The organism is Aestuariibaculum marinum (genome assembly GCF_014596975.1).
GTDB lineage: Bacteria > Bacteroidota > Bacteroidia > Flavobacteriales > Flavobacteriaceae > Aestuariibaculum > Aestuariibaculum marinum.
Map to the genome: position 1 here is coordinate 26,176 of NZ_JACVXD010000001.1, position 23,079 is coordinate 49,254.

At 34.4% G+C, this 23,079-nt stretch carries 26 protein-coding genes; 5 read left to right on the plus strand and 21 right to left on the minus strand.

The genetic code is table 11. The features are described 5' to 3' along the window. Positions 1–42 precede the first annotated feature (42 nt). Together ICJ85_RS00095 and ICJ85_RS00100 are read right to left on the minus strand one after the other, a co-directional pair. Complete coding sequence (locus tag ICJ85_RS00095) at positions 43–1,950, minus strand: RecQ family ATP-dependent DNA helicase (protein ID WP_188221736.1); 1,908 nt, start codon at positions 1,948–1,950, stop codon at positions 43–45. After that, positions 1,951–2,490 (minus strand): AAA family ATPase, encoded by a 540-nt coding sequence (locus tag ICJ85_RS00100; protein ID WP_188221737.1) that lies wholly within the window; start codon positions 2,488–2,490, stop codon positions 1,951–1,953. 147 nt (positions 2,491–2,637) lie between these two features. On the opposite strand from ICJ85_RS00100, the gene ICJ85_RS00105 reads away from it, so the two are divergent. From ICJ85_RS00105 to murA, 3 genes are all read left to right on the plus strand, one after another. Next, entirely contained in the window at positions 2,638–2,931 is a 294-nt protein-coding gene (locus ICJ85_RS00105; protein WP_188221738.1) for a DUF493 family protein, read from the plus strand. 67 nt (positions 2,932–2,998) lie between these two features. Further along, positions 2,999–3,646, plus strand: coding sequence for a DUF4290 domain-containing protein (locus ICJ85_RS00110; RefSeq protein ID WP_188221739.1), 648 nt, complete (start codon positions 2,999–3,001; stop codon positions 3,644–3,646). 6 nt (positions 3,647–3,652) lie between these two features. After that, positions 3,653–4,963 carry a UDP-N-acetylglucosamine 1-carboxyvinyltransferase gene (gene murA / locus ICJ85_RS00115; protein ID WP_188221740.1) on the plus strand — a complete coding sequence of 437 codons (1,311 nt, stop codon included), beginning with the start codon at positions 3,653–3,655 and terminating at the stop codon, positions 4,961–4,963. A 69-nt stretch (positions 4,964–5,032) separates the two neighbouring features. Here murA and ICJ85_RS00120 read toward each other — a convergent pair whose 3' ends face one another. The 16 genes from ICJ85_RS00120 to ICJ85_RS00195 form a co-directional block, all read right to left on the minus strand. Then, positions 5,033–5,308 (minus strand): LLM class oxidoreductase, encoded by a 276-nt coding sequence (locus ICJ85_RS00120; protein ID WP_188221741.1) that lies wholly within the window; start codon positions 5,306–5,308, stop codon positions 5,033–5,035. Positions 5,309–5,414: 106 nt separating this feature from the next. Next, the gene (locus ICJ85_RS00125; protein WP_188221742.1) at positions 5,415–6,734 is read right to left on the minus strand and encodes a hypothetical protein; all 1,320 of its coding nucleotides are present in this window, start codon (positions 6,732–6,734) and stop codon (positions 5,415–5,417) included. Between the two features lie 245 nt (positions 6,735–6,979). After that, positions 6,980–8,647, minus strand: a complete 1,668-nt coding sequence (locus ICJ85_RS00130) for a formate--tetrahydrofolate ligase (protein ID WP_188221743.1) — start codon at positions 8,645–8,647, stop codon at positions 6,980–6,982. 81 nt (positions 8,648–8,728) lie between these two features. Continuing rightward, a complete protein-coding gene (locus ICJ85_RS00135) occupies positions 8,729–10,036 on the minus strand; it encodes a cryptochrome/photolyase family protein (protein ID WP_188221744.1) in 1,308 nt (435 codons plus the stop codon). After that, positions 10,037–10,498 carry an SRPBCC family protein gene (locus ICJ85_RS00140; RefSeq protein ID WP_188221745.1) on the minus strand — a complete coding sequence of 154 codons (462 nt, stop codon included), beginning with the start codon at positions 10,496–10,498 and terminating at the stop codon, positions 10,037–10,039. Between the two features lie 3 nt (positions 10,499–10,501). Then, positions 10,502–10,963, minus strand: a complete 462-nt coding sequence (locus tag ICJ85_RS00145) for a TspO/MBR family protein (RefSeq protein WP_188221746.1) — start codon at positions 10,961–10,963, stop codon at positions 10,502–10,504. After that, positions 10,960–11,475: a glutathione peroxidase gene (locus ICJ85_RS00150; RefSeq protein ID WP_188222449.1), complete on the minus strand. Its 516-nt coding sequence runs from the start codon at positions 11,473–11,475 to the stop codon at positions 10,960–10,962. Before ICJ85_RS00150 ends, ICJ85_RS00145 begins: the two co-directional genes overlap by 4 nt. A 48-nt stretch (positions 11,476–11,523) precedes the next feature. Next, positions 11,524–12,207 carry an SDR family NAD(P)-dependent oxidoreductase gene (locus tag ICJ85_RS00155; protein ID WP_188221747.1) on the minus strand — a complete coding sequence of 228 codons (684 nt, stop codon included), beginning with the start codon at positions 12,205–12,207 and terminating at the stop codon, positions 11,524–11,526. A gap of 30 nt (positions 12,208–12,237) precedes the next feature. Continuing rightward, entirely contained in the window at positions 12,238–12,447 is a 210-nt protein-coding gene (locus tag ICJ85_RS00160; protein WP_188221748.1) for a hypothetical protein, read from the minus strand. A 39-nt stretch (positions 12,448–12,486) separates the two neighbouring features. Then, positions 12,487–12,765: a TIGR03643 family protein gene (locus tag ICJ85_RS00165; protein ID WP_188221749.1), complete on the minus strand. Its 279-nt coding sequence runs from the start codon at positions 12,763–12,765 to the stop codon at positions 12,487–12,489. Continuing rightward, positions 12,765–13,211: a hypothetical protein gene (locus ICJ85_RS00170; protein WP_241739458.1), complete on the minus strand. Its 447-nt coding sequence runs from the start codon at positions 13,209–13,211 to the stop codon at positions 12,765–12,767. The genes ICJ85_RS00165 and ICJ85_RS00170 overlap by 1 nt, the downstream gene beginning before the upstream one ends. Positions 13,212–13,467: 256 nt before the next feature. Next, complete coding sequence (locus ICJ85_RS00175) at positions 13,468–13,620, minus strand: DUF2256 domain-containing protein (RefSeq protein ID WP_194420783.1); 153 nt, start codon at positions 13,618–13,620, stop codon at positions 13,468–13,470. A gap of 4 nt (positions 13,621–13,624) precedes the next feature. Next, complete coding sequence (locus ICJ85_RS00180) at positions 13,625–15,049, minus strand: SDR family oxidoreductase (RefSeq protein WP_188221750.1); 1,425 nt, start codon at positions 15,047–15,049, stop codon at positions 13,625–13,627. Positions 15,050–15,057: 8 nt separating this feature from the next. Next, the gene (locus tag ICJ85_RS00185) at positions 15,058–15,687 is read right to left on the minus strand and encodes a flavin reductase family protein (protein WP_394354402.1); all 630 of its coding nucleotides are present in this window, start codon (positions 15,685–15,687) and stop codon (positions 15,058–15,060) included. Beyond that, positions 15,684–16,997 (minus strand): ABC1 kinase family protein, encoded by a 1,314-nt coding sequence (locus ICJ85_RS00190; RefSeq protein WP_188221752.1) that lies wholly within the window; start codon positions 16,995–16,997, stop codon positions 15,684–15,686. The genes ICJ85_RS00185 and ICJ85_RS00190 overlap by 4 nt, the downstream gene beginning before the upstream one ends. 12 nt (positions 16,998–17,009) lie before the next feature. Further along, the gene (locus ICJ85_RS00195; RefSeq protein ID WP_188221753.1) at positions 17,010–17,663 is read right to left on the minus strand and encodes a TetR family transcriptional regulator C-terminal domain-containing protein; all 654 of its coding nucleotides are present in this window, start codon (positions 17,661–17,663) and stop codon (positions 17,010–17,012) included. 213 nt (positions 17,664–17,876) lie between these two features. Here ICJ85_RS00195 and ICJ85_RS00200 point away from each other — a divergent pair, with 213 nt between their 5' ends. After that, positions 17,877–18,725: a DUF2911 domain-containing protein gene (locus ICJ85_RS00200; RefSeq protein WP_188221754.1), complete on the plus strand. Its 849-nt coding sequence runs from the start codon at positions 17,877–17,879 to the stop codon at positions 18,723–18,725. Between the two features lie 47 nt (positions 18,726–18,772). Here the strand turns inward: ICJ85_RS00200 and ICJ85_RS00205 are convergent, their stop codons facing one another. Continuing rightward, a complete protein-coding gene (locus ICJ85_RS00205) occupies positions 18,773–19,468 on the minus strand; it encodes a DsbA family oxidoreductase (protein ID WP_188221755.1) in 696 nt (231 codons plus the stop codon). A gap of 202 nt (positions 19,469–19,670) precedes the next feature. Here ICJ85_RS00205 and ICJ85_RS00210 point away from each other — a divergent pair, with 202 nt between their 5' ends. Beyond that, positions 19,671–20,192 (plus strand): hypothetical protein, encoded by a 522-nt coding sequence (locus ICJ85_RS00210; protein WP_188221756.1) that lies wholly within the window; start codon positions 19,671–19,673, stop codon positions 20,190–20,192. A gap of 51 nt (positions 20,193–20,243) precedes the next feature. On the opposite strand, the gene ICJ85_RS00215 is transcribed toward ICJ85_RS00210, so the two are convergent. Both ICJ85_RS00215 and ICJ85_RS00220 read right to left on the minus strand, forming a co-directional pair. Further along, a complete protein-coding gene (locus ICJ85_RS00215; RefSeq protein ID WP_188221757.1) occupies positions 20,244–21,230 on the minus strand; it encodes a Gfo/Idh/MocA family protein in 987 nt (328 codons plus the stop codon). Positions 21,231–21,235: 5 nt separating this feature from the next. Next, positions 21,236–22,996 carry a sodium:solute symporter gene (locus ICJ85_RS00220; RefSeq protein WP_188221758.1) on the minus strand — a complete coding sequence of 587 codons (1,761 nt, stop codon included), beginning with the start codon at positions 22,994–22,996 and terminating at the stop codon, positions 21,236–21,238. Positions 22,997–23,079 lie beyond the last annotated feature (83 nt).

The window sequence follows — 23,079 nt, forward strand, 5'->3', positions numbered from 1 at the left end:
ATGACTATTTATTGTTTTGAATCATTTATAAAGAAGTCTCTTTTATAAATGACTTAATTTATATGTATTTGTTTTTGTAATATTAATAATATCGTGTTCCAATAATAAACGGAGCACATTTTTTAGCTCGGTTTCATTACATTTTAAATTTGAAATTAATTCGCGAGACGATTGTTCTTTTTCCTGTAAAAGCTCAATCACTTTATGTTTTAAAAGACTAATGTCTTGTGATTTTTGTGGCGTTTTCTTGTTAGCAATACAAACCGAACAAATACCACAGGGCTCAATTTCTTTTTCTCCGAAATAAGAAAGCAACTGTATGCTTTTACAAACCGAATCGTTATTAATGTAATCCAGCATTGCATGAACCTGATCTTCCTTTAATTTGTTTTGTTGTTTGATTATTGAGGCCACTCTGTTGATGGTTTTATCATCTTCGCGAGGTTCAATAAAAGTGACCTGAGCATCGGTTCTGGCTAAATTTAACGTAATCACTTCATCAGCTTCAAGCTGAAGTAAAATTTCAGTGATTTGTTTCTCTGAAACCGAAGCTTTCTCTGCAATTTTAGCTACATTTATTTTTGTATCATGATCGAAAATCCCTCCGTACATTCGTAAAATGGACTTTACGATGATGTCGTAATTCTTCCGTGTTTCTAAATATTTAAAAAGTGCCGGACTTGAAATAATGAACTGAGCTGACACTTTATTTTTAAACTGTTTTGAAAGTGTAATAATACTATTTCGGTCTAATAACAACAGGGCGTTATAGGCTAAAATAGCGTTAAAATTATAGGTTTTACAAAAGGTATTGTAATCGAAGTCGAATGTCATGTATTCTCCTTCGCCATAAGATACTTGAAAATAATTACACAACTTTCGGTATACTTGTTTTACAAAATCAACAGTTGGTAATATTTTTAAAAACTGATTTTTAACCAGTTCCTCATCACTTTTATTTTTTAAAATAACAGCGAAGGCTTTTTCGCCATTTCTACCTGCTCGACCAGCTTCCTGAAAATAGCTTTCAATACTCTCAGGCAGATTTAAATGCACCACCGTTTTAACATTGGGCTTGTCTATACCCATGCCAAATGCATTGGTAGCCACCATAACCTGTTTTTGGTCACTTAACCACAAGTTCATATGTTTATCTTTATCATCTGTAGGTAACCCGCCGTGGTAATAAGTTGCCGAAATATGTTTAGATTCTAAAAACGAACTGACCTCTAAAGTCATTTTCCGGTTACGAACATAAATGATAGAGGGTTGTTTATATTTATTAAGAATAGTTTGAAGTCGGTAGTATTTATCTTCTTCATGAAACACCATATAGCCCAAATTATCTCTAAAAAACGATTGTTTAAAAATTTTAGGGCTAATAAAATCTAGTTCTTTTACTATATCTTCAATTACCTCTGGTTTGGCCGATGCCGTTAGCGCAATAACATTAACCGTTGGATGTAACTGACGTAAAATAGCAATATTTTTATACGCTGGCCTAAAGTCGCTTCCCCATTGCGAAATACAATGTGCTTCATCAACGGCAACTAAATTAACATTCATCTGGCGGATACGCTCCTGAACCAATTCCTGTTGTAATCGTTCAGGTGATAAGTATAAAAACTTGTAATTTCCGTACACACAATTATCGAGCATGGTGTCTAGTTGTGTGTAACTAATACCACTCGTTAAGGCCATAGCCTTGATGCCTTTGTCATTTAACTGCTTTACCTGATCTTTCATTAAAGCAATTAAAGGCGATACTACAATACAAATGCCTTTTTTAGCTAAAGCCGGAATTTGAAAGCACAACGATTTACCGCCTCCTGTTGGTAGTAGAGCAAAGGTATCTTCGCCTTCTAAAACCGCGTTAATAATAGCTTCTTGTTGCGGTCTAAAAGACGTATAATTCCAATAGCGTTCTAATATGTTTATGGGATGCTCCATTTACATTTGTAAAGCTCTTAAAATATAATCCGCTCGATTTTCAATCGTATCAAAAGGCACATCAATCAATTTGTAATTATACTGACTGTAAGTATTTAACAAATGGTCGTGAATTTGCAACGCCTGTTCGAAACTTTCGTAACGTTCGTTATCTGAAGTGTAAATCGTTTCCCACGGTTTTAAAATGAAAACTGTGTCGTAAACCAAATTTTCACAGGCATCAACAAAATGTTTCGGGTAGGTGTCGCCAATAAAATCCATATAAGCAATAACATCATGCACACCACGATCAAAAAAGATAGTATCAGATGAGTGAGTATTAGCTTCTTCAAATTGTTGTTTTCGCCCTTTTAAAAGCAACTCACTAAACAGTAACGGGTTTGATAGGAATAATTGATCCACGCCTTCTTTTTGAGCTTCCAAAATAACCTGACGCGATATTTCTTCAAGACACGTATATCCTCGCCTTATTAATTCGTTAATTAACGAAGATTTCCCCGTTCCGGGGCCACCGGTAATCACAATTCTTTTAGTATTCAACCCTATTCTGTTTTAGCTGTAAAATTCGGAATTTAACTGTTATAAAAAAAATGCACAAGATAGAGATTGTATATAGCCTACTTTTGCTCTATAAAAAATGTGCTTTCTACTATTATAAGCTTATATTTGCAGTATACAAGAAAGATTATGAGTACACCTTCAAATTCAGAAGAATTTTATAAAAAATTAAGAGAGCAATTATTCGAAACAGCAAGTTGGCCTTCGGAATATTTATATAAATTTATTGTAAAAACAGAAGCCGCTAAAATTTCAGATTTAGAGAATATCTTTAATAATATGGGTGCTGTAATACATACTACAGCCTCAAAAAATGGCAAGTACACCAGTGTTTCTATAAATTTATGTATGTCTAACCCTGATGCTGTAATTGCTAAATATAAAGAAGTTGCAGAAAAAATAGAGGGTGTTATTAGCCTTTAGTTTTTTTTTGTACTTTGCACTAGCAGAATAACTACATGCAAGAATTTTTAACTTCACACACTTTATTTTGACAATAGATAATTTAGAATACAATACCGAGCGCGAGCACTTAATTATACCGGAATATGGTCGTCATATTCAAAAAATGATTAGTTATGCCAAGTCTCGTGAAACAAAAGAAGAACGTAATAAAGTAGCTAAGGCTATTATTGCAGTTATGGGAAACATGCAACCACATTTACGTGATGTTCCCGACTTCCAGCATAAACTTTGGGATCAGTTATTTATGATGTCTAATTTTGAATTAGACGTTGATTCGCCTTACGAAAAACCTACAAAAGAACTTTTCGAAGAACGACCAGAGCCATTAAAATACCCGCAAAATTTTCCTAAATATCGTTTTTACGGAAACAATATAAAAACCATGATTGATGTAGCAAACACCTGGGAAGAAGGAGATCTTAAAGAGGCCTTGACCTATACCATTGCTAACCACATGAAAAAATGTTTCCTAAATTGGAACAAAGATACGGTTGAAGACGATGTAATTTATGACCATCTGTTTGAACTTTCAGGAGGAAAAATCAACCTGAAAAATTCAGAAGAAGACTTGTCTGACGCTTCTAGTTTAATGAGAAGTAAAACCAAGTATAGCAATAAAAAAAGTGGTCACCACAAAAAAAATTCATCAAACCGTCAAAGAAAACGCTTCTAAGTATTTATGGGAACATTTAAAATTGAAGGAGGTCATCAATTAAAAGGTAGCATCCAGCCTCAAGGAGCCAAAAACGAAGCCTTACAAATTTTATGTGCTGTGTTACTTACGCCGGAAGTCGTTACAATCAATAATATTCCTGATATTGTTGATGTTAACAAGCTTATAAAGCTACTTGGAAATCTTGGTGTAAAAATTAAGAACATAGGAAAAGGATCTTATACTTTTCAAGCAGACGACGTTAACTTAGAATATCTAGAATCTGATGCATTTAAAGTAGATGGTCGCGGTTTACGTGGTTCTATTATGATTGTCGGACCGCTTTTAGCACGTTTTGGTAAAGGGTATATTCCCAAACCGGGAGGTGATAAAATTGGTCGCCGTCGTTTAGATACGCACTTTGAAGGGCTTATTAATTTAGGTGCTAAATTCCGTTATAGTAAAGAAGAACAATTTTACGGTGTTGAAGCTGAAAGATTAAAAGGAACTTATATGTTGCTTGAAGAAGCTTCGGTAACAGGTACAGCAAACATTGTTATGGCCGCCGTTTTAGCCGAAGGACAAACCACGATTTACAATGCAGCTTGCGAGCCTTATTTACAGCAATTATGTAAGATGCTGAATAGAATGGGGGCAAAAATTAGCGGTGTTGGTTCTAACATGCTAATTATTGATGGGGTTGAAAGCTTAGGCGGAACAGACCACACCATGTTACCAGATATGATTGAAATTGGTAGCTGGATTGGTTTAGCTGCCATGACAAAAAGTGAACTTACCATTAAAAATGTATCTTGGAACGATTTAGGAATTATCCCTAGTGTCTTTAGAAAATTAGGAATCACCGTTGAAAAACAAGGTGACGATATTCACATTCCAGCGCATATCGATGGTTATGAAATTCAAAGTTTTATCGATGGTTCTATTTTAACTATTTCTGATGCCCCTTGGCCTGGATTTACACCAGATTTACTAAGTATTGTTTTAGTAGTTGCTACACAAGCCAGAGGGAGTGTCTTGATTCACCAGAAAATGTTTGAAAGCCGCTTATTCTTCGTCGATAAGTTAATCGATATGGGAGCTAAAATCATTCTATGTGACCCACACAGAGCAACTGTTATCGGGCATGATTTTAAATCAACTTTAAAAGCCATGACCATGACATCACCAGATATACGTGCCGGGGTATCTTTGCTTATTGCTGCCCTTTCTGCAAAAGGAACTTCTACCATTCAAAATATTGAACAAATAGATAGAGGTTACGAAAATATAGATGAACGTTTAAGAGCCATAGGTGCAAAGATTGAGCGTGTAGAATAGTCTACAATCTTTATGATAAAACAAAAAAAGGAGCTATTTTATTGCTCCTTTTTTTATTTAAAACTACTTCTATTCTACTTCATTTTCATTAATTTCTCGCATTACCTCCGCAAATTTTTCAACGGAATACAAGCGGTCGTTAATATAATAAACATTTGTAGAAATAATCAATTCATCAGCTTGCGTTTTATTCAAAAATGAAATAATCTTTTCTTTAACCGTTTCCTTGCTTCCAACGAAACTGTATTTAATCATATTCTGAATTTGAGGATGCTGAATAATTTCCTTTAAATCTGAAGTCATCTCCGTTGGTGGATTTATATAATCACGTTTGCCTGTAAACATACCTATAATCATTCTTAATGATGATATAAACAAACGCTCGGCTTCAGCATCATTTTCGGCTATAATAACATTTATCTCAGCTTTAGATGTGAGTGATAAAGAAACATTAAAATTTCTTATTTGTAAATTTAGGTTTACTAAGTAATTTAAGTGTTTCTGTAAGATATGCTGTTAAAGCCTTATCCGCTACCCATTCTTCACGAGAGGGATAGCTATCCTCACTTTTATCTAAATAAGTATGTTTATCGTCAAAACGGTTTTGCATGTCTAGTACAACTTGTCCATATTTTAAAACCCATTTTGAAGCTTCTTTTCGTATTGATTTGTTATTGGAGAAAGCGGATACTGTGCTGCAAAAAGAGACAAAATTCATGCGTCGCCCTTCGCCCCAATCAGTTCCTAAGGGATAAAAGATGGCATCCGATTTAGTTTTAAAAATTGTACCTCCAGGAGACTTTACAATACCCCCTGTAATAGTATCTCCTTCTTTAAAATGTAATTCGGTAAATGCTTTATATACTAAATTCAAGTGTCTTCTTAAAGCCTTAGGTGTTGGTGATTTTGCTAATTCAAAAAACCTTACAGCATTAAACTCAAATGGTGAAGTCATATAATCTGGATGGATAAAATGATGATTTACAATGGTGCCATCGTCATTAATATTAGTGCCAACTAACCATTCTTTTAAAGGTTTACCGTTGTATTTTTTATTAATATCTAAATCGCTGGGACTTGCAAGGGCATTGATATTTAGGAAAATGGTTTTGTTCATCCATTCATTAAATTTAGGGTTCTCAGGCATCATGGCACAGGCTACGCTTAGTATCAGGCTATCCCAGGCATTTTCTTCGGCACCAGTATCACCAGGACTAATAAAGGCCCCATCGAGGTCTTGGTAGGTTTTTATGGTTGGTAAGTCTTTGTCTTTTATGATCCAATCACATTCGTTGTAAATCATTGCTAATGTTTCCAGTTGGGTGAGTTCATCTAATTTGTCCCACATCATCCATGCTGCAAAACTTGTATAACCAGCCCACAACGCAGATTGCCATTTTCTTCCCCAACCTTCGGCAGAGTTAGAAACGTGCGTATGAACTAAGCTTTTAATTAATTGAATGGTTTTAGCCTGAGCCTCTTCTTTTGGTACCCCTGTAACTGAACTGTTGTAGAGTCCCATTCTTAATGATGCTGCCAATGCTTCAGCTTCGGCTGCTACAGGTCGAATATAATGTTCAGAGACTCCTTTTAAGTTCAAATAATTGTCTAATGGTGTATTTGAAAATCCACGTTTTTCCCACCAAGATGATAAAGCATATTTATTGGTGTTTAGCAATATTTCACCCATCATTAGTTGTTGAGGAGAAGTCTTAGACATATTGTGAAAACGACTCCAGTCGATAATTTCAACCAAATCCTTGGTTAGCATTATTTCTGTTAAGAATTGGTTTTTATAGTGTTGCGCCTCTAGAAGTAAAGTATTGAAGCAAATTAAAAGAAAAATGTAGTTTCTTAGTTTATTCATAAGAAAAGAAAGCAAATGATAGGTTAATTTCGCGTTTGAAAAAGGCCTAAATTAAAATAAATACATCAATATAGAAATAAAATGACGTTTATTGAATATATCTGCTTTGGTATTGAACTGAAAATCTTACTGTGTATTCTAGGCTAGAATTAAAACAAACCGGTAATTTCACCTTCATCATTAATATCAATATGTTCTGAAGCAGGGTGGGCAGGAAGCCCGGGCATGCGCATAATATCGCCAGTAATCGGAATTAAAAATCCGGCGCCAGAAGCAATCTCTATTTCTCGAACGGTGATAATAAAATCTTTTGGACGACCTAATAATTTGGGATTATCAGATAAGGATTTTTGAGTTTTGGCAATGCACACAGGTAATGCATCTAAACCTAAATCTGCAATTTTTCTCAGGTTGGCTTTCGCTTTCTTTGTGTAATCTACATGTTCGGCACCATAAATTTCTTTAGCAATGGTTTCAATCTTATCCTTAACAGGAGATTTCCAATGGTATAAAGGTCTAAAATCCGATGTATTTGATTTCACAACCTCAATAACTTGTTTAGCTAGGTTTAAAGCGCCTTCGCCACCTTTTGCCCAGATATCGGCTAATGCAATTTTCACCCCTTTTGAGGTAGCAAATTCTTTTATAATATCAATTTCTGCGTTTGTGTCACTGGAGAATTTATTGATTGCAATAATAGCAGGTACTTTAAATTTTGTAATATTTTCAAGGTGTTTTTCAAGATTGGGAAGTCCTTTTTTTAAAGCTTCAAGATTTTCTGTTGTTAATGAATTTAACTCTGCTCCGCCGTGGTATTTTAAAGCGCGAATAGTTGTAGTAAGGACTACTGCTTTAGGCGTTAATCCTGCACTTTGACATTTAATATCAAAGAATTTTTCGGCGCCTAAATCGAATCCGAAACCAGCTTCAGTTACCGTATATTCAGAATGCGACATTCCCATTAGGGTGGCAATTACCGAGTTGGTTCCTTGAGCAATATTAGCAAAGGGGCCACCATGAATAATAGCCGGATTACCTTCTATAGTCTGCACTAAATTTGGTTTTATAGCGTCTTTTAATAAGGCAGCCATAGCGCCTTCAGCTTTTAAATCTTTAGCATATATTGGGGTTTTATTAAAGGTATAGCCGATAAAAATATTTCCTAATCGTGTTTTTAAATCGGTAATGTTTTGTGCTAAACAAAGAATAGCCATAATTTCGGAAGCCGCAGTTATATCGAATCCCGTCTCTCTTGGAATACCCGACGTTGTGCCTCCTAAACCTACAATAACACGTCTTAAAGCTCGGTCGTTTAAATCTACGACGCGCTTCCAACTGATGGTTCTGGGGTCTAATTGTAAGGAATTGGTTTTGCTTTGAATATTATTATCAATAATTGCTGATAAGAGGTTATGTGCTTTTTCAATTGCCGAAAAATCTCCGGTAAAATGAAGATTGATATCTTCCATAGGTAGCACCTGTGAGTATCCGCCACCGGTGGCACCTCCCTTTATGCCAAAAACTGGTCCTAATGAGGGTTCTCTTAAAACCACCGTCGTTTTTTTACCTAACCTGTTTAAGCCTTCAGAAAGGCCAATGGACATCGTGGTTTTTCCTTCTCCGGCCGGAGTTGGTGATATAGCAGAAACTAATATTAAATGGCTTTTTGAGGCGTTTTCTTTATCGATATATTTTAAAGGTAGTTTGGCCTTATACTTTCCGTACATTTCAATGTCCTCAGTATCTACACCAAACTTTTTGGCAATTTCAGAAATAGGCTTTAAGGTAACCGTTTTGGCTATATCTAAATCAGTCATAATCTTATTAGTTTTAGTTCTTTTAAAGTTAAAAAATAAAGACTATTTATAACGTGATTTTTGTGATTTTATACTTACTTCTTAATTGTTTAAAGCTTCTTTATAAACTTTTAAGCAACGTTCGCGAGCAAATTTATGATCAACTATAGGGTTAGGGTAGGTGAGCTCCTCAAATTCGGGAACCCATTGTTTAATATACTCTAAATTTTTGTCGAACTTTTCTATTTGTGTGGTAGGATTAAATATTCTGAAATAGGGAGCGGCATCAACACCACTTCCAGCAACCCATTGCCAGTTCCCAATATTGCTAGCCATTTCATAATCGTGGAGTTTTTCGGCAAAATAGGCTTCTCCCCAACGCCAATCAATTAATAGATGTTTACATAAAAAGCTGCCAACAAGCATTCTTACACGGTTATGCATAAATCCGGTTTGATTGAGTTGTCTCATGCCGGCATCAACTAACGGATAACCTGTTTTTCCTTCGCACCATAACTTAAATTCCTCTTCATTATTTCTCCAAACAATACGGTCGTATTTAGGTTTGAAACTTTCCGTTACTGTATGCGGAAAATGCCATAAAATTTGCATGAAAAACTCACGCCAAATCAATTCCTGAAGAAATACTTCGTTTTTGGACTGATTAGCTTTATTGACCATATTTCTTACACTTACAGTTCCGAAACGCAGGTGAGGGCCTAATTTAGACGTTGCGTCTTTTGCAGGAAAATTTCTTGTATCTTCATAAGAAGCAACTGTTTCTGGAGTTACAGTGTAATCTTCAATTTTTTGTGAGGAACGAATAAACCCCATCGAGTTTAAATCGATATTTGGCAGGTCGTTATTTTCAATTAGATTACTTAATAGGTCTTCGCTTGGATACGGTTCTGTCTTTTGAGTTTTGAATGTTGACTTCCAAACTTTCATGTAGGGTGTATACACTACGTAAGGCGAACCATCGGCTTTCATAATATCGTTACGCTCAAAAATAACCTGATCTTTAAACGTTTTAAAGTGAATACCTTTTGTATTTAAAAAAGTCTCAATTTTAGAGTCGCGATTCATAGGATATGGCTCATAATCATGATTGGTAAATACCGTGTTTAAAGTATAAGTTTCACAGATGGTTTTATACACCTCTTCTGGTTTACCATAATAAACAGCTAAAGATTTGTTATGCTTTTTTTTGAGTGTTGAATTGATATTCTGAAGCGTATCGAAAATAAAGCTTACCCTAGCATCATCTTTTGGAAGTTTTTCCAGAATTTCAGTATCAAAAATAAAAATAGGTAAAACGGGGTGTTTGCCAGATAAAGCTTTATACAAACCATGATTATCATGGAGTCTTAAATCGCGACGAAACCAGAATATATTGATTGTTTTTTTCATTTAAAGTATTCCGAAAAGAGCTTCTAGTTTTTTTGTTCTGTAATTGAAAATTTCCTCTAGTTTAGGCTTAACAATAAAAGGGTGAGCGAGTTGTCCGATGAAACCTAAAGGAAGTTTGTAGTCTATAATATCTTCCATTTCAACACCACCTTCAATTGGTTTTATAAAATGCTTATGATGCCATAAACTGTAAGGACCGAAGCGTTGTTCGTCTACAAAATAGTGTTTATCCTCTACATGAGTGATTTCAGTAACCCATTTGGTTTTTATGCCCAAAATAGGGGTGACCATATACTGAATAATCTGACCTGCAAACATAGGGCGATCGCCTCCAGCAAGAATATCAAAACTCATATAATCGGGTGTTATGGTTTTGAGGTTTTTAGGGTTAGAGAAAAAGGCCCAGGCCTCGTCAACGCTTATCGGGAGATTTTGCTTTCTATGTAAGGTGTATATTTTCATGATTTAGTTGTAAAGCCAAATGTATAAGTTAAGTGAATTTGCTATAAATAACCAAAGCATATACGGGGTTATAAGTAGCGATTTTAAACCTAATACCTTTCGGTAATCGTATTGAAAAACGCATATTATGGCCGTTAATAATAGAATTACCAGAAGACCTAGACCTATTAGACGCAAATTAAAAAATACTAAATTCCAGCCTACATTTAATATAAACTGAAGTACGAACAATGCTTTTACCTTTTCGGTTAAATTTTTATGCCACAAAAAAGCCATGTATATTGAAAAGCATAGCATAATTGAACTCCATGCAGCACCAAATAGCCACCCAGGAGGTGTCCATGGGGCTTTGTTTAAATGAAGGTACCATGACGATTGAGGTCCGTTTTGCATAAGCCAGACTCCTAAAGCCAAAGCACTAAAATTAATGATAAGAAAGACTAAAAAGTACTTTAGAATTTTCATAGTAAATGTTTAGTAATCTTATCACTTAACGGTTTGGTTGCTGACAGGTAGTAATCCACAAGTTGTCCGTTGCCGTTCACTAGATATTTTTGGAAATTCCATTTTACAGAAGTATCCATATTTCCGTTTTTAGACTTTTGGGTTAGCCATTGGTATAAAGGATGTTGGTTGTCTCCCTTTACATCAATTTTTTCAGTCATTAAAAACGTAACGCCATAGTTTCTCTCACAAAAGGTTTGAATTTCGTCAGCTGTTCCAGGTTCCTGACTGCCAAACTGATTACACGGTACGCCTATAATCATAAGGTTGTCTTGATGCATGTCGTAAAGTTTCTGTAAATCTTCATACTGACCAGTAAATCCGCATTTAGAAGCCACGTTAACAAACAATATATTCTTGCCTTTAAAAGTAGATAAATCGATAGGTTCGCCTTCAAGGCTGTTTATTTCTATGTCGTAAATAGATTCTATTGGAGTAGCCTGTGCATTAGATTTTGTAAAAAATGAAAACATAGTAACTAGGATTAAAATTGATTTTTTCATTGATTGAATTTTAGTTTTTTAAAGTTTGAATGTAACGATGCCGCTATCCATTGGGAAAATTTGACCAGACATGGAAGCTGACTTATCGGATATTAAAAATACAGCCATTTCCGCAACTTCTTCTGGTTTTAATATTTTTTTTAACGGATGACGCTCTGTGATGGTCTCTACCATTTTATCGTTTCTTAGTAATTTAGACGCTAGTTCGGTATCTGTCACCGATGGCGCAATGGCATTTATTCTAATATTAGGAGCCAGCTCGGCACCTAGAGACTTAACTAAGCCTTCAATTCCAGATTTCGACGTCGCAACGCTGGTATGAAAAGGCATGCCTAATTTGGTTGCTACTGTACTGAAAAGTAAAATTGATGGTTGTTTACTTTGTTTTAAAACAGGTAAATAGTGTTGAATAACTTTAATAGCTCCCAAAACGTTAATTTCAAAATCTTGTCTAAATTCGTCAAGAGATAATCTAGTTATGGGCTTTAAATTAATACTACCCGGACAATATATTAAAGCATCGGCTGTTTGAATTTCCGGTAATTCATCGTTTAAAACATTGTAAGTTATATGGTGTAAATTTGGGTGTACCTGGTCCGGAGCTGTTCTGCTTAAGTTTATAATCTTGTGGGTCTCTAAAAGTTGTTCTAGAATAGCGTTTCCAATACCTTTACTACCTCCAATAATAATTACTGTTTTCATTTTATATGTTGTTAAGCGTATGCTTGTGATTTAAACCTTTAAACGCTTTTCTACTTTACGTTTAATGGTTGTTAATCGTTTCATTAAATCCATAATGTTTTGATCTTTCTTGCTCTTATATATTTGGTTTAGATCTAAAATCAAGGATTTCGCCTGTCTGGACAATTTAATGCGATCACTTGTAGATAGTGATTTTAAACTTGTTTGTTCAAATTCTAAGGCTTGTTCAATTGTACTCATGGCTTTTAAATTAAATGTTATTTTAAAAATTTACTTCATTTATCTTTTTGATATTTTATTCCCGGTAATTTGTTTTTGTCTACTGCATTTAAACCGTCCTTTTTCGAAATCGCATAATTTTTGATGTTTTGTTTTACGGCTTTGAACGCGTTTGCGCCAAAGTTTAAAACTGCTGGATTTTAGTTCTCGCCTCATAATTTCAATAACGTCTTGTTCTTTAAGCTGAAATTGAAATTGTATAGCTTCAAAAGGAGTTCGGTCTTCCCAAGCCATTTCAATAATTCGGTCAAGTTCCTGTTCTGAAAATGTTTTAGTCATCAATTGATATTGAAATTATAACGCTTAGTGAATTCTAATTTTAGATTTAAAAGCTTATTGAAAAATGCTCTGTTTTCATTGAAAGTTTTGCTTTTTCTAAAACGAATAAAACTACCATTAGCATGAATACTTAGCCCATTGGTTTTGTAAATGCTTAATTTAAAATAAGGGATGACCCAAACAAAGCGATTTAAGCCTTTAGTGATATGTACTAGAATTCCTTGTGGTCGCAATTCAATATTTGCATAGTTTAGGTCGCTAACTTGGTTTAAAATAGAATCAAAATTAGGACTGGTATCTTCAATAATCATACGTTTAGATCCTATGCCTTTTAGTTTTAAAGAGGTCCAAAAAGAAAATGGCTTACCTACCAAATCATTAATTTGTCGTGTAATTTCATGGTCTTTATGTGTGGTTATAAAAAGCAAATTTTCACATTTACTCAAAAATACAAAATGTTTATGTTTTAATCGAAAAAGTTAAACAAAAAATTAACAGTTCATTTTTATGCTATTTATTTTTTAGTATTCTTGTTCTCTCGTTTAGTGTGTGGCGTTTCAATATGCGGTAATTTTCTTGTTTCACCAATGCGTTGTCTTTCATATTCCATAAAATAGCACTGGCATGCTTACGTTTTTTTTGTTTAAAAGATTGAGAAAAGTATTTATTTGTAAGAATTATCTAAATTATTTCGAAACCAGATTAGACTTGTTTTATTTTGCTGCGTTTGCGTTTTTCACTACAATATTTTACCTCGTTCCAATGATGCTTCCATTTTTTTCGCCATGAAAAGGGGCGGTTACACACAGGGCATATTTTAGAGGGAAGATGTTCTTTTTTTATTACTTTGGGCAAAAGGTTACGCTTTAGCTAATTGATTAATCATGCCTTTAAATATAAAACCGTGAAAAGGTAATACGCTATACCAATAGAGTCTGCCGGCTAAACCACGAGGCCTGAATGTTGCACGTTGGTAGACTTTGCCTTTATTAACTTTAAACTCGAGCCAGGCTTCACCCGGTAGTTTCATTTCTGCAAAAAGTATTAGTCGCTTTTGAGTTCTGTCAGCTACAAGTACACGCCAAAAGTCTAGGGCATCACCCGTATGGATTTCCGTTTTATTGGTTCGGCCACGACGTAAACCAATACCACCAACTAGTTTGTCCAGAACTCCTCTAATTTGCCATAAAAAATTACCATAATACCAACCGTTTTCGCCACCAATAGCCCAGATTTTATCTAATGTGCGTTGTTCATCTAAGACTGTTTGTTCTTTAACGTCTTTAAAACAACCGAATTTAGGTACCTTCAAATATTTACTAGAGGCACGTTTTTTATGTCGACTATTAATAAGAGCATCTTTCCAGCTGGAAGCAATATGGTTGCTTTCAATTTTTTCAAAAGCTAATTCAACAGCAGTTTTGTATGTCATGGGGTTAATATTTAGTAGGGAGTTGATATTACTTGGTTTTCCAATAATTTCAATTCCCATACTATTTACAAGGCTCCTTGCTAATTTGTATGATGTAGAAGTAACAAAGTAGAGCCAGTAACTCGATAACTTTGGAGTCATGACAGGCAGCGTGATGATATAACGTTTTAATTTTCGGATTTCGGCAAATTGTAACAACATAGTTTTGTAAGTTAAAATTTCAGGTCCGAAAATGTCGTGGGATGTATTGTGGAGTTCGTTTTTTCCCAATGCCTTTATTAAAAAGCTTAAAACATCGCGAATACCAATAGGTTGTGTTTTGGTGTTCAGCCATTTAGGAGTAACCATAACCGGTAGTTTTTCAACTAAATCTCTAATAATTTCAAAACTGGCACTGCCAGAGCCAACAATAATCCCTGCCTTAAAAACAGTTAAGGCGTAAACATTTGATTTTAGTGTGTTTTCTACGTTTTTTCTAGACAACAAATGTTTTGACAGCTTCGTGTCGTTGGTAATACCACTTAGATAAATGACTTGTTTTGCTTTGGTAGTTTCAATGTAGTTTTTAAAGTTTACGGCACATGATTCTTCCATTTTATGAAATTGATCTACAGAAGTAGACATGGAATGAATCAGATAGTAAGCGGCATCAATATCTTTAGGGATATTTGTTAGAGTTTCAGGTTTTAGAAAATCAGCTTCAACAACCTCAATAGCATCTTCGTCAAAATATTTTTGTTCCGTTCTAAGCTTACCACGAACAGCGCAAACCACAGTATGCCCTTCGTTTAAAAGAAGAGGGATAAGGCGTTTGCCTATGTAGCCGGTTGCTCCTGTAATTAGAACTTTCATGTTTTTATTTATTTTTCTAATAATTGTTTTGGTCGTTGATATTCCAAACGTTTTTCAAGTTTAGGAATAGTATAGGCATCTAAACCATTGATGGAGGCAATTTCTGCTTTCGACAGATTAATGAATCCGTCATTTTCAAGTAAGTCATCTTTTAAGAACAACTCTTTAATTTCTCCAATGAGTAAAATAGTATCATTTTCTTTAATGTAATACTCTGAAACATATTTCATTTGTAATTGCACAGGAGCACCTTTAACGAAAGGAGCAAAACAATCATTTTTATATTCTGAATGTAATTTGGTTACATCGAACTCCGAAACATCCTTGTCATACTTTGCAGAGGTATGATGTGCGTCTTCAATGATGGTTTTGTAAATATGGTTTATAGTGTATACTCCAGTTTCTTTGATGTTTTCGTAGGTATTTCTTGGTACCGTTGTAGGTCTTAGTATAAAACCCAGAAGGGGTGGGTGGCTTCCTAAATGCGTTACCGAACTAAATACCGCTACATTTTCAATGCCGTTTTTAGATTTGCTACCAATTAAATTGGCACTTTTGAACCCCGAACAACTGTTGATTAAGTTGATGCGGTAAAGATGATGCATTTCGTCAATATCCTTTCTACTAAAATGCATTATGTTAGGGTTTTAAAATTATTGATTTTAATGTCTTTGGCTTTCAAATCGAACATAAGATTATACAAGCCGAAAAAGGTTCTGTTAATGTAAATAAAGTGTTTCGAACCACGATTTCCGTTCATTTGTTTCAGCTCGGTACTTTTACTGTAACGTTGTCCCATTTCTGAAATTGATTTGAAAAATTTAGTGTCTGAAAAATCAAAAGTTTCAGAATGAAATGGTTGTGTGAATAAACTAAGCATATCGAAAAACATGGACGAGAAAAACTCCAATTCTTCTTTAGTATCGTCGTCTCGCAATATTTCTAATTCAAACATTTTTGCTTTGAACACCTCAGGGTTATTGATGTTTTCTTTCTTAGCTAATTCGAAATAGGGTTTATAGAAGCTTTCAGGTACGGTTTTTATACATCCAAAATCGAGAACAATTAATTCTCCGTTTTCTGAAACTAAAAAATTTCCAGGATGCGGATCGGCATGCACTTTTTTCAAAATATGCATTTGATACATATAAAAATCCCACAGTGCCTGACCTAGTTTTTGCGCTTTTTGTTCATCAGAATTATAGGCGGTGAATTCAGAAAGGTGCTCACCATGCATCCAATCCATGGTAATAATACGTTCTGAAGACAAGTCTTCGTAATAATTAGGGAACTTTAAGTTAGGGATATGGTTGCAGCTTTCTGCAATGAACTTGCTTTGTTCAACTTCTAAAATATAATTGGTTTCTTCAATGAGTTTGTGTTCAACTTCTTTAAAATATTTATCAGAGTCTTTTCCTCGAATATTAAACATTTTAATTGCAATAGGTTTTACCAAAGCCAAATCGCTAGCAATACTGTTAGCCACTCCGGGGTATTGTATTTTCACAGCAAGTTTCTTCCCGTCCTTTTCTGCCTCATGCACTTGTCCAATACTGGCGGCATTAACAGATTCGAGGTTAAAAGAGTCGTAAATCTGGCTTGGTAATTTTCCTAAGTTTGTTTTAAATGTTTTAAGCACTAAAGGCGCTGATAATGGAGGTACAGAAAACTGTGATAAGGAAAATTTTTCAACGTAAGCTGTTGGCAAAATATTCTTTTCCATACTAAGCATCTGTGCTACCTTTAAAGCGCTTCCTTTAAGTTGTTTTAAACTGTTGTATATGTCCTCGGCATTATTTTTATTAAGTACTTCCAGAGCCTCTGCTTCCGTTTTGGTAATTTTATCTCCGTAGTATTTTAAATAGTTAACACCAACTTTAGCGCCTGTAGAAACAAGTTTCGTGGCTCTTTGAATTTTAGACGTTGGTATGTGATCGATGGTTTTCATGATTTATACTTATCAAATTTGTATTTTTTCTTTGAACAAAAATTTACCAAGATCAATAATGCTTTTAATAGGTGTTGTATTGATAATATCAAAACTTGTGTTTACCGATTTTTCAATGAAAATGTCGGTTTTTTCAAATTTTGCAGAAGTGTCTTTCATCCAGAATTCTATAGTGATTAATAACTGAAGCCAGGCCGTTTCCGCAAGTGTTTTTTGTTGGAATTTATCGATATCTTTTTGTTTGGTTTCGATAGTTTCTATGTCAAGACTATTAATGAATTCAATATAGCTTTGCCTCAGTGAGGAAAGTACCTTAAGGCGTTTTAGATCTGTTTTAAATCCATCCAGCATAAAAACAACAAAACTTCTATTAGCCGTTAGTATTTCGAAGAATGTATAGTAGAAACTTAATAACTTGTTTCTGGAATCGAAGGTTGTGAAATTTTCGTCATTTTTCAAAAGGTTATGGGTATTTGAAAAGAACGCATTGAAAATATGTTTTTCTAACCCTTCAAAAGAACCAAAATAGTCGTAAAATGAAGCTTCATCTGTTTTTATGGCTTTACAGAATGAAAAAATGGTCTTTGGTCGCTCATTCTGTTCAAGAACATAATTCATATAATGAGAGACAAAGTCTGTTTTCGAAAATGATTTGTTTTTAGCCATAATTACAAGTATTTATTTGTAAAGATACGAAATGTTTAATCTTTAATTAATAAAGTTAAACAAAATGTTTTGTTAATTTTATTTTGTAGTTATCTTTTATAGCATTTGCTTATTTTAGAAGAATGAATAGTCGTATTATTAATGTATTAATTAATAATAATAACGACTTGTTTTATTAATTTTAGGAATCGATAATTAAACAACCATTTTAAAATGAAAAAAATTTTAGCTTCAGTATTATTTTTAGCAGTGTCTTTTTCGGGCTTTTCCCAAATAAAGACACCACAACCAAGTCCGTCATCTAAATTGATGCAAACCGTTGGATTAACCGATATGACTTTAGAATATAGTCGCCCGAGTATGAGAGGTAGAACTGTATTTGGTGATTTAGTTCCCTACGATAAACTTTGGCGTTTGGGAGCTAATTCCAATACTAAAATTAGCTTTACGACAGACGTGACTATTGGAGGTACTAAGGTTAAAGCAGGGGAATATGCTGTTTTTGCAACACCTGGAATGTCTTCATGGGAGGTTGTATTTTACAGTGATACATCAAACTGGGGGACACCACAAAAATGGGATGATTCTAAAGTAGTAGCTAAAGCTAAGGCAGATGTATATAAAATGCCGGTTAAAATAGAAACGTTTACCATGACTTTTGATGACTTAACAAATAACTCAGCTGTTCTGGGTATTTTATGGGAAGATGTTTATGTAGGTGTGAAAATTGATGTGCCAACAGAATCTATTGTTTCGGCATCCATTGACAGAGCTATGAGTGGTCCAGGAGCTGGTGACTATTACTCTGCTGCTGTTTATTACTTACAAGAAGGTAAAGATATTGACCAGGCAAAAGAGTGGATTGATAAATCGATTGCGATGTCTGGAGATAAAGCTCCATTTTGGCAACTAAGACAACAGTCTTTAATTTATGCTAAAGCAGGTGATAAAAAAGGTGCTATTGCTGCTGCTAAGAAATCGTTAGCTGGTGCAGAGGCTGCAGGAAATGCCGATTATGTAAAAATGAATAAAGATTCTTTAAAAGAGTGGGGAGCTCTGTAGGGATGATTATAACATATAAAAAAAGCGCCTGACTGGGCGCTTTTTTTTTAATTACAATTTCCGTTAATGTCGCAAGTATTATCATTTGCGACTATAGTTAATTTATCCTGATGTTTTTCCCAGGCATCCTGAATCGCCTGTGTAAAGGCTTCAACAGGTTGAGCTCCTGAGATACCATATTTATTATCTAAAACAAAGAAAGGAACAGAGTTAATACCTAGGTTTCTGGCTTCCATTTCGTCCTGTCTTACTTCATAAGCAAATGCATCAGATTCTAACATGTGTTTCACTTTGTAGTCATCTAAACCAATCGAACTGGCGATTTCGGTAAGTACGTCTATATCATCTATGTTTTTACCTTCCGTAAGATGTGCTTTTAGTAAAGCTTCTTTAGTTTTGTAAGCGGCACCTTGCTGCTTGGCAAAATGTAAAAGACGATGCGCTTTTAATGAATTCGCAGGGATAGATTGTTCTAAGTTAAACTCTAAGCCCGCATTTGCAGCCATTGCTGTTACATTATCAAACATATGTTTAGCACGCTCACGGTCTATACCTTTGTTTTCCACAAAATGTGTTAATGCGTCTGTTGTTGTGGTTGTTTGCAAATTAGGATCTAATTCGAAACTTTTCCATTCTACAGTTATTTTTTCTTTGTCAGGGAAACTGTTCAAAGCAGCTTCAAAATGTCTTTTTCCAATATAACAAAAGGGACAACGTATATCGGACCATATTTTTATGTGCATAATTTTTTCTTTGTTTTGGGGTTTAGACGTAAAAGGTTTTTAAAGCTTTCATTAAGCTTAGCGAATATAGTATATACAATTTTAAAATAAAATAAAGAGCTACTTAAGTAGCACGCTTATTGTAATACAACGACTAATTTCAATAAATAATTTTTCTCCCTTAATAATAGCAATAGTATTTGTTTAACTTAAATCTGTTATTATGAAAAATTTATTAATTGGTTTTTTTGTTTTAGGTTTTCTTAACCTTGGGTTTTCCCAAAATGATACTGAAGTTCAGGCGGTGGTGCTAGAAGATGTTGTCTTAGTTAATATTAATAAAGATTATCTAGCTAAAGTACAATCTACAGATGTTGATAATAGGGTGAGAAGATTGGAACTCGCAGCATCGAGGCATAATGTGTTAAACTCTCCTTTGTATGATGGTAGGGATGAAGAATTTAGAACACGTTTTACAGGGGCTGAAGGATTTATTGATGCATACTATGATAGAGAAGGTGTTATTTTAAGTACTTCAGAAAAGTATAAAAATATAACTCTTCCAGAGCATATTGAAAACTCTCTTTTAAATGAATATCCTGATTGGATGGTAGATCAGACATCGTATGTAGTGTTTTATGATAAGGATAAAGCAACAGAAATGACTTATAAGTTGTTGTTAAAGAAAGGAAAAGAGTCTAAAAAGTTAAAATTAAATCCTGATGGCAAAAGTAAGAGTGAATAGTGTGGTACTAATAAATGTTTAAAAAAATCCCTAATGAGGGATTTTTTTTATTTAATAATCTAACTCAATCTTATTTCTAACATCGTCTAATGTTTTTATTAGTTTTCTGCTGAAATCAAACGTCATAATATCGCTCTCGGTTTTACCTTCACGAAGCAGATTATTAAAATGTATAGTTTCGTAATTATAGCCTATGGTATTGTAGTTAAAATCTTTTAATTCTTCCTTTCCGTCTTTAATTATTGAGACCGTTGCAGGAGCATGAAATTGAGTATTGATTTTAATGGTAGCCTTTTCGCATGTAAAAATAGCTTGGGTAGGTAATTCTTTCAGAAGAGAACTTTTTAATTCTGCTTGTAAGTGATCAGAATAAGTAAAAGTCATATTACACGTAGAGTCGGCACCGTTTTCAAAAAAAGTGGCGTTGGCCGAAATCCTTTTAGGAAGCCCTAAAGTTGATAAGCTTGCAAAAATAGGGTAAATGCCAATATCTAATAAACTACCACCACCTAAGGCTTTGTCGAAAAGTCTGGTTTTCGTATCGTAAGGGCGGTGAAATCCGAAATCAGCCGATAGTGATTGTACTTCTCCGTACGTTTTGTCTTTTAAAAGTTTTAAAACGTATTGATAATGTGGTAAAAAGTAGGTCCATAGCGCTTCCATTAGCAACGTTTTGTTTGCTTTGGCTACGGTAATCATTTCTTCTACCTCCTCGGAATTCATGGCAAATGGCTTTTCACATAAGACAGCAATTCCTTTTTTTAAGCACATAATCGTGTTTTCTTTGTGCAAGACATGTGGTGTAGCAATGTATACTGCATCAATATTAGAATCGTTGGTTAATGCTTCGTAACTATCATAAGCCATTTTAGCATTGTGTTTTTTTGAAAACTCATCGGCTTTAGTCTGTTGTCTTGAGGCAACAGCATATAATTCAGCATCAGAAATTGTCGCTAAATCGGTGGCGAATTTATCTGCAATTTTACCTAAGCCTATTATACCCCAGCGAATTTTTTTATTTTGAACTGATATTTTCATGAATTTTAAATAATTAGAGAACCAAAATAAGATAGTATACCAATAAGGGTGGCTAAAATACCTTTGTCTATATGTGTTGTTTTGTTGAAGTCAATTAGTAAACTTAAAATGATAACAACAATACAGCCTACAAAATTAAGCCAAAGAAATGGTAGGTTGATAAACTCATAAAGGTTTAAAAAGTATAATCCGATAATGATTATCTGGGTTATAATACCACTAATAAAAACGGCGTTTCCTTTAACGCTTTTAAAGAAAAAAGCGACTAAAAATATTCCAAGAACATTACCGTAAAAAATGGACCCAATAATGTTGACTAACTGAATTAAATTTTCAGCAAGTTCGCCAATACAGGCTACGCCTATGGCGATGATACCCCAAAGTAAAGTGAACCATTTTGATGCCGAAACCATTTGTTCTTCGGTCTTTTCTCCTACATTTCTTTTGTATAAATCAATAGTGGTAGTCGAGCCTAACGCATTTAATTCACTGGCAGTACTTGACATGGCTGCACTTAAAATTACAGCTAGAAGTAAACCTATTAAACCTCTGGGGAGATTGTTTAAAATGAAATGAATAAACACATAGTCTTCATCGTTACTCTCAACTTTAATCTGTTGTTTTTCTCCGGCTTGCTCAATTAGCAATTTTGCTTGTTGTTTTAGCTTATTTGATTTTTCGTTAATCTCAATCAGTTGTTCTTTAGCTTGTTGATTGTCTTGATTTACAAAAGAATAAATGAGCTCTTTCTTTTCTTGAAAGATATGCTTTTGTTGGTTTTGAAGTGTTTGATAGTCTTCAGAATATTCAGAATTTAAGACCAGTTCTGTTGCGGTTGGGTTGAAATTAATTGGCGCTTCATTAAACTGATAAAACACAAAAACCATGACACCAATAAACAGAATAAAGAATTGCATTGGTACTTTTAAAAGTCCGTTAAAAATCAAACCAAGTTGCATTTCTTTAACCGATTTACCAGAAAGATAGCGCTGTACCTGACTTTGGTCTGTACCGAAATAGGAAAGCATTAAAAAGGTGCCACCTATAATACCACTCCAAAACGTATATCGGTTATTAAGGTTAAAAGAGAAATCTAAAGCTTCCATTTTCCCGCTAGCACCAGCAATGTCCACCGCTTCACTAAACGTAATATCTTGCGGAAGATCACTAACAATTAAAAAGAAAGCGACTAGCATACCAATAAAAATAACAACCATTTGGTGCTTTTGTGTTACATTCACGGCACGTGTTCCTCCAGAAACTGTGTAAATTATTACGATTACACCAATAATGATGTTAAGTGTTAGTAGGTTCCAACCTAGGACTACTGAAAGGACAATTGCCGGAGCAAAAATTGTAATTCCAGCGGCCAAGCCCCGTTGAATTAAGAATAAGATGGCGGTAAGTGTTCTAGTTTTTAGATCGAAACGATTTTCAAGAAATTCGTAGGCGGTATAAACTTTTAATCTGTGATATAAAGGAATAAACACCATGCAAATAACTATCATGGCAATAGGTAAACCAAAATAAAATTGCACGAAGCCCATACCTTCATTAAATGCTTGGCCGGGGGTTGATAAAAAGGTAATGGCACTGGCTTGCGTTGCCATAACTGATAAGCCAATAGTCCACCAATGCGAAGTATTGCCTCCTTTTAAGTAATCTTTTACATTTTTGCTACCACGCGTTTGCCATGTGCCATAAGCGACAATAGCAAAGAGCGTTATTGAAAGCACCACCCAATCTATCCAATTTAATGTCTGCATCTTAAAAAGCTTTGGTAATTAAATAGAATATGAAAAAATAAATGGCATTGGCAATTAATACCAACGAATATAATTTTAACCAT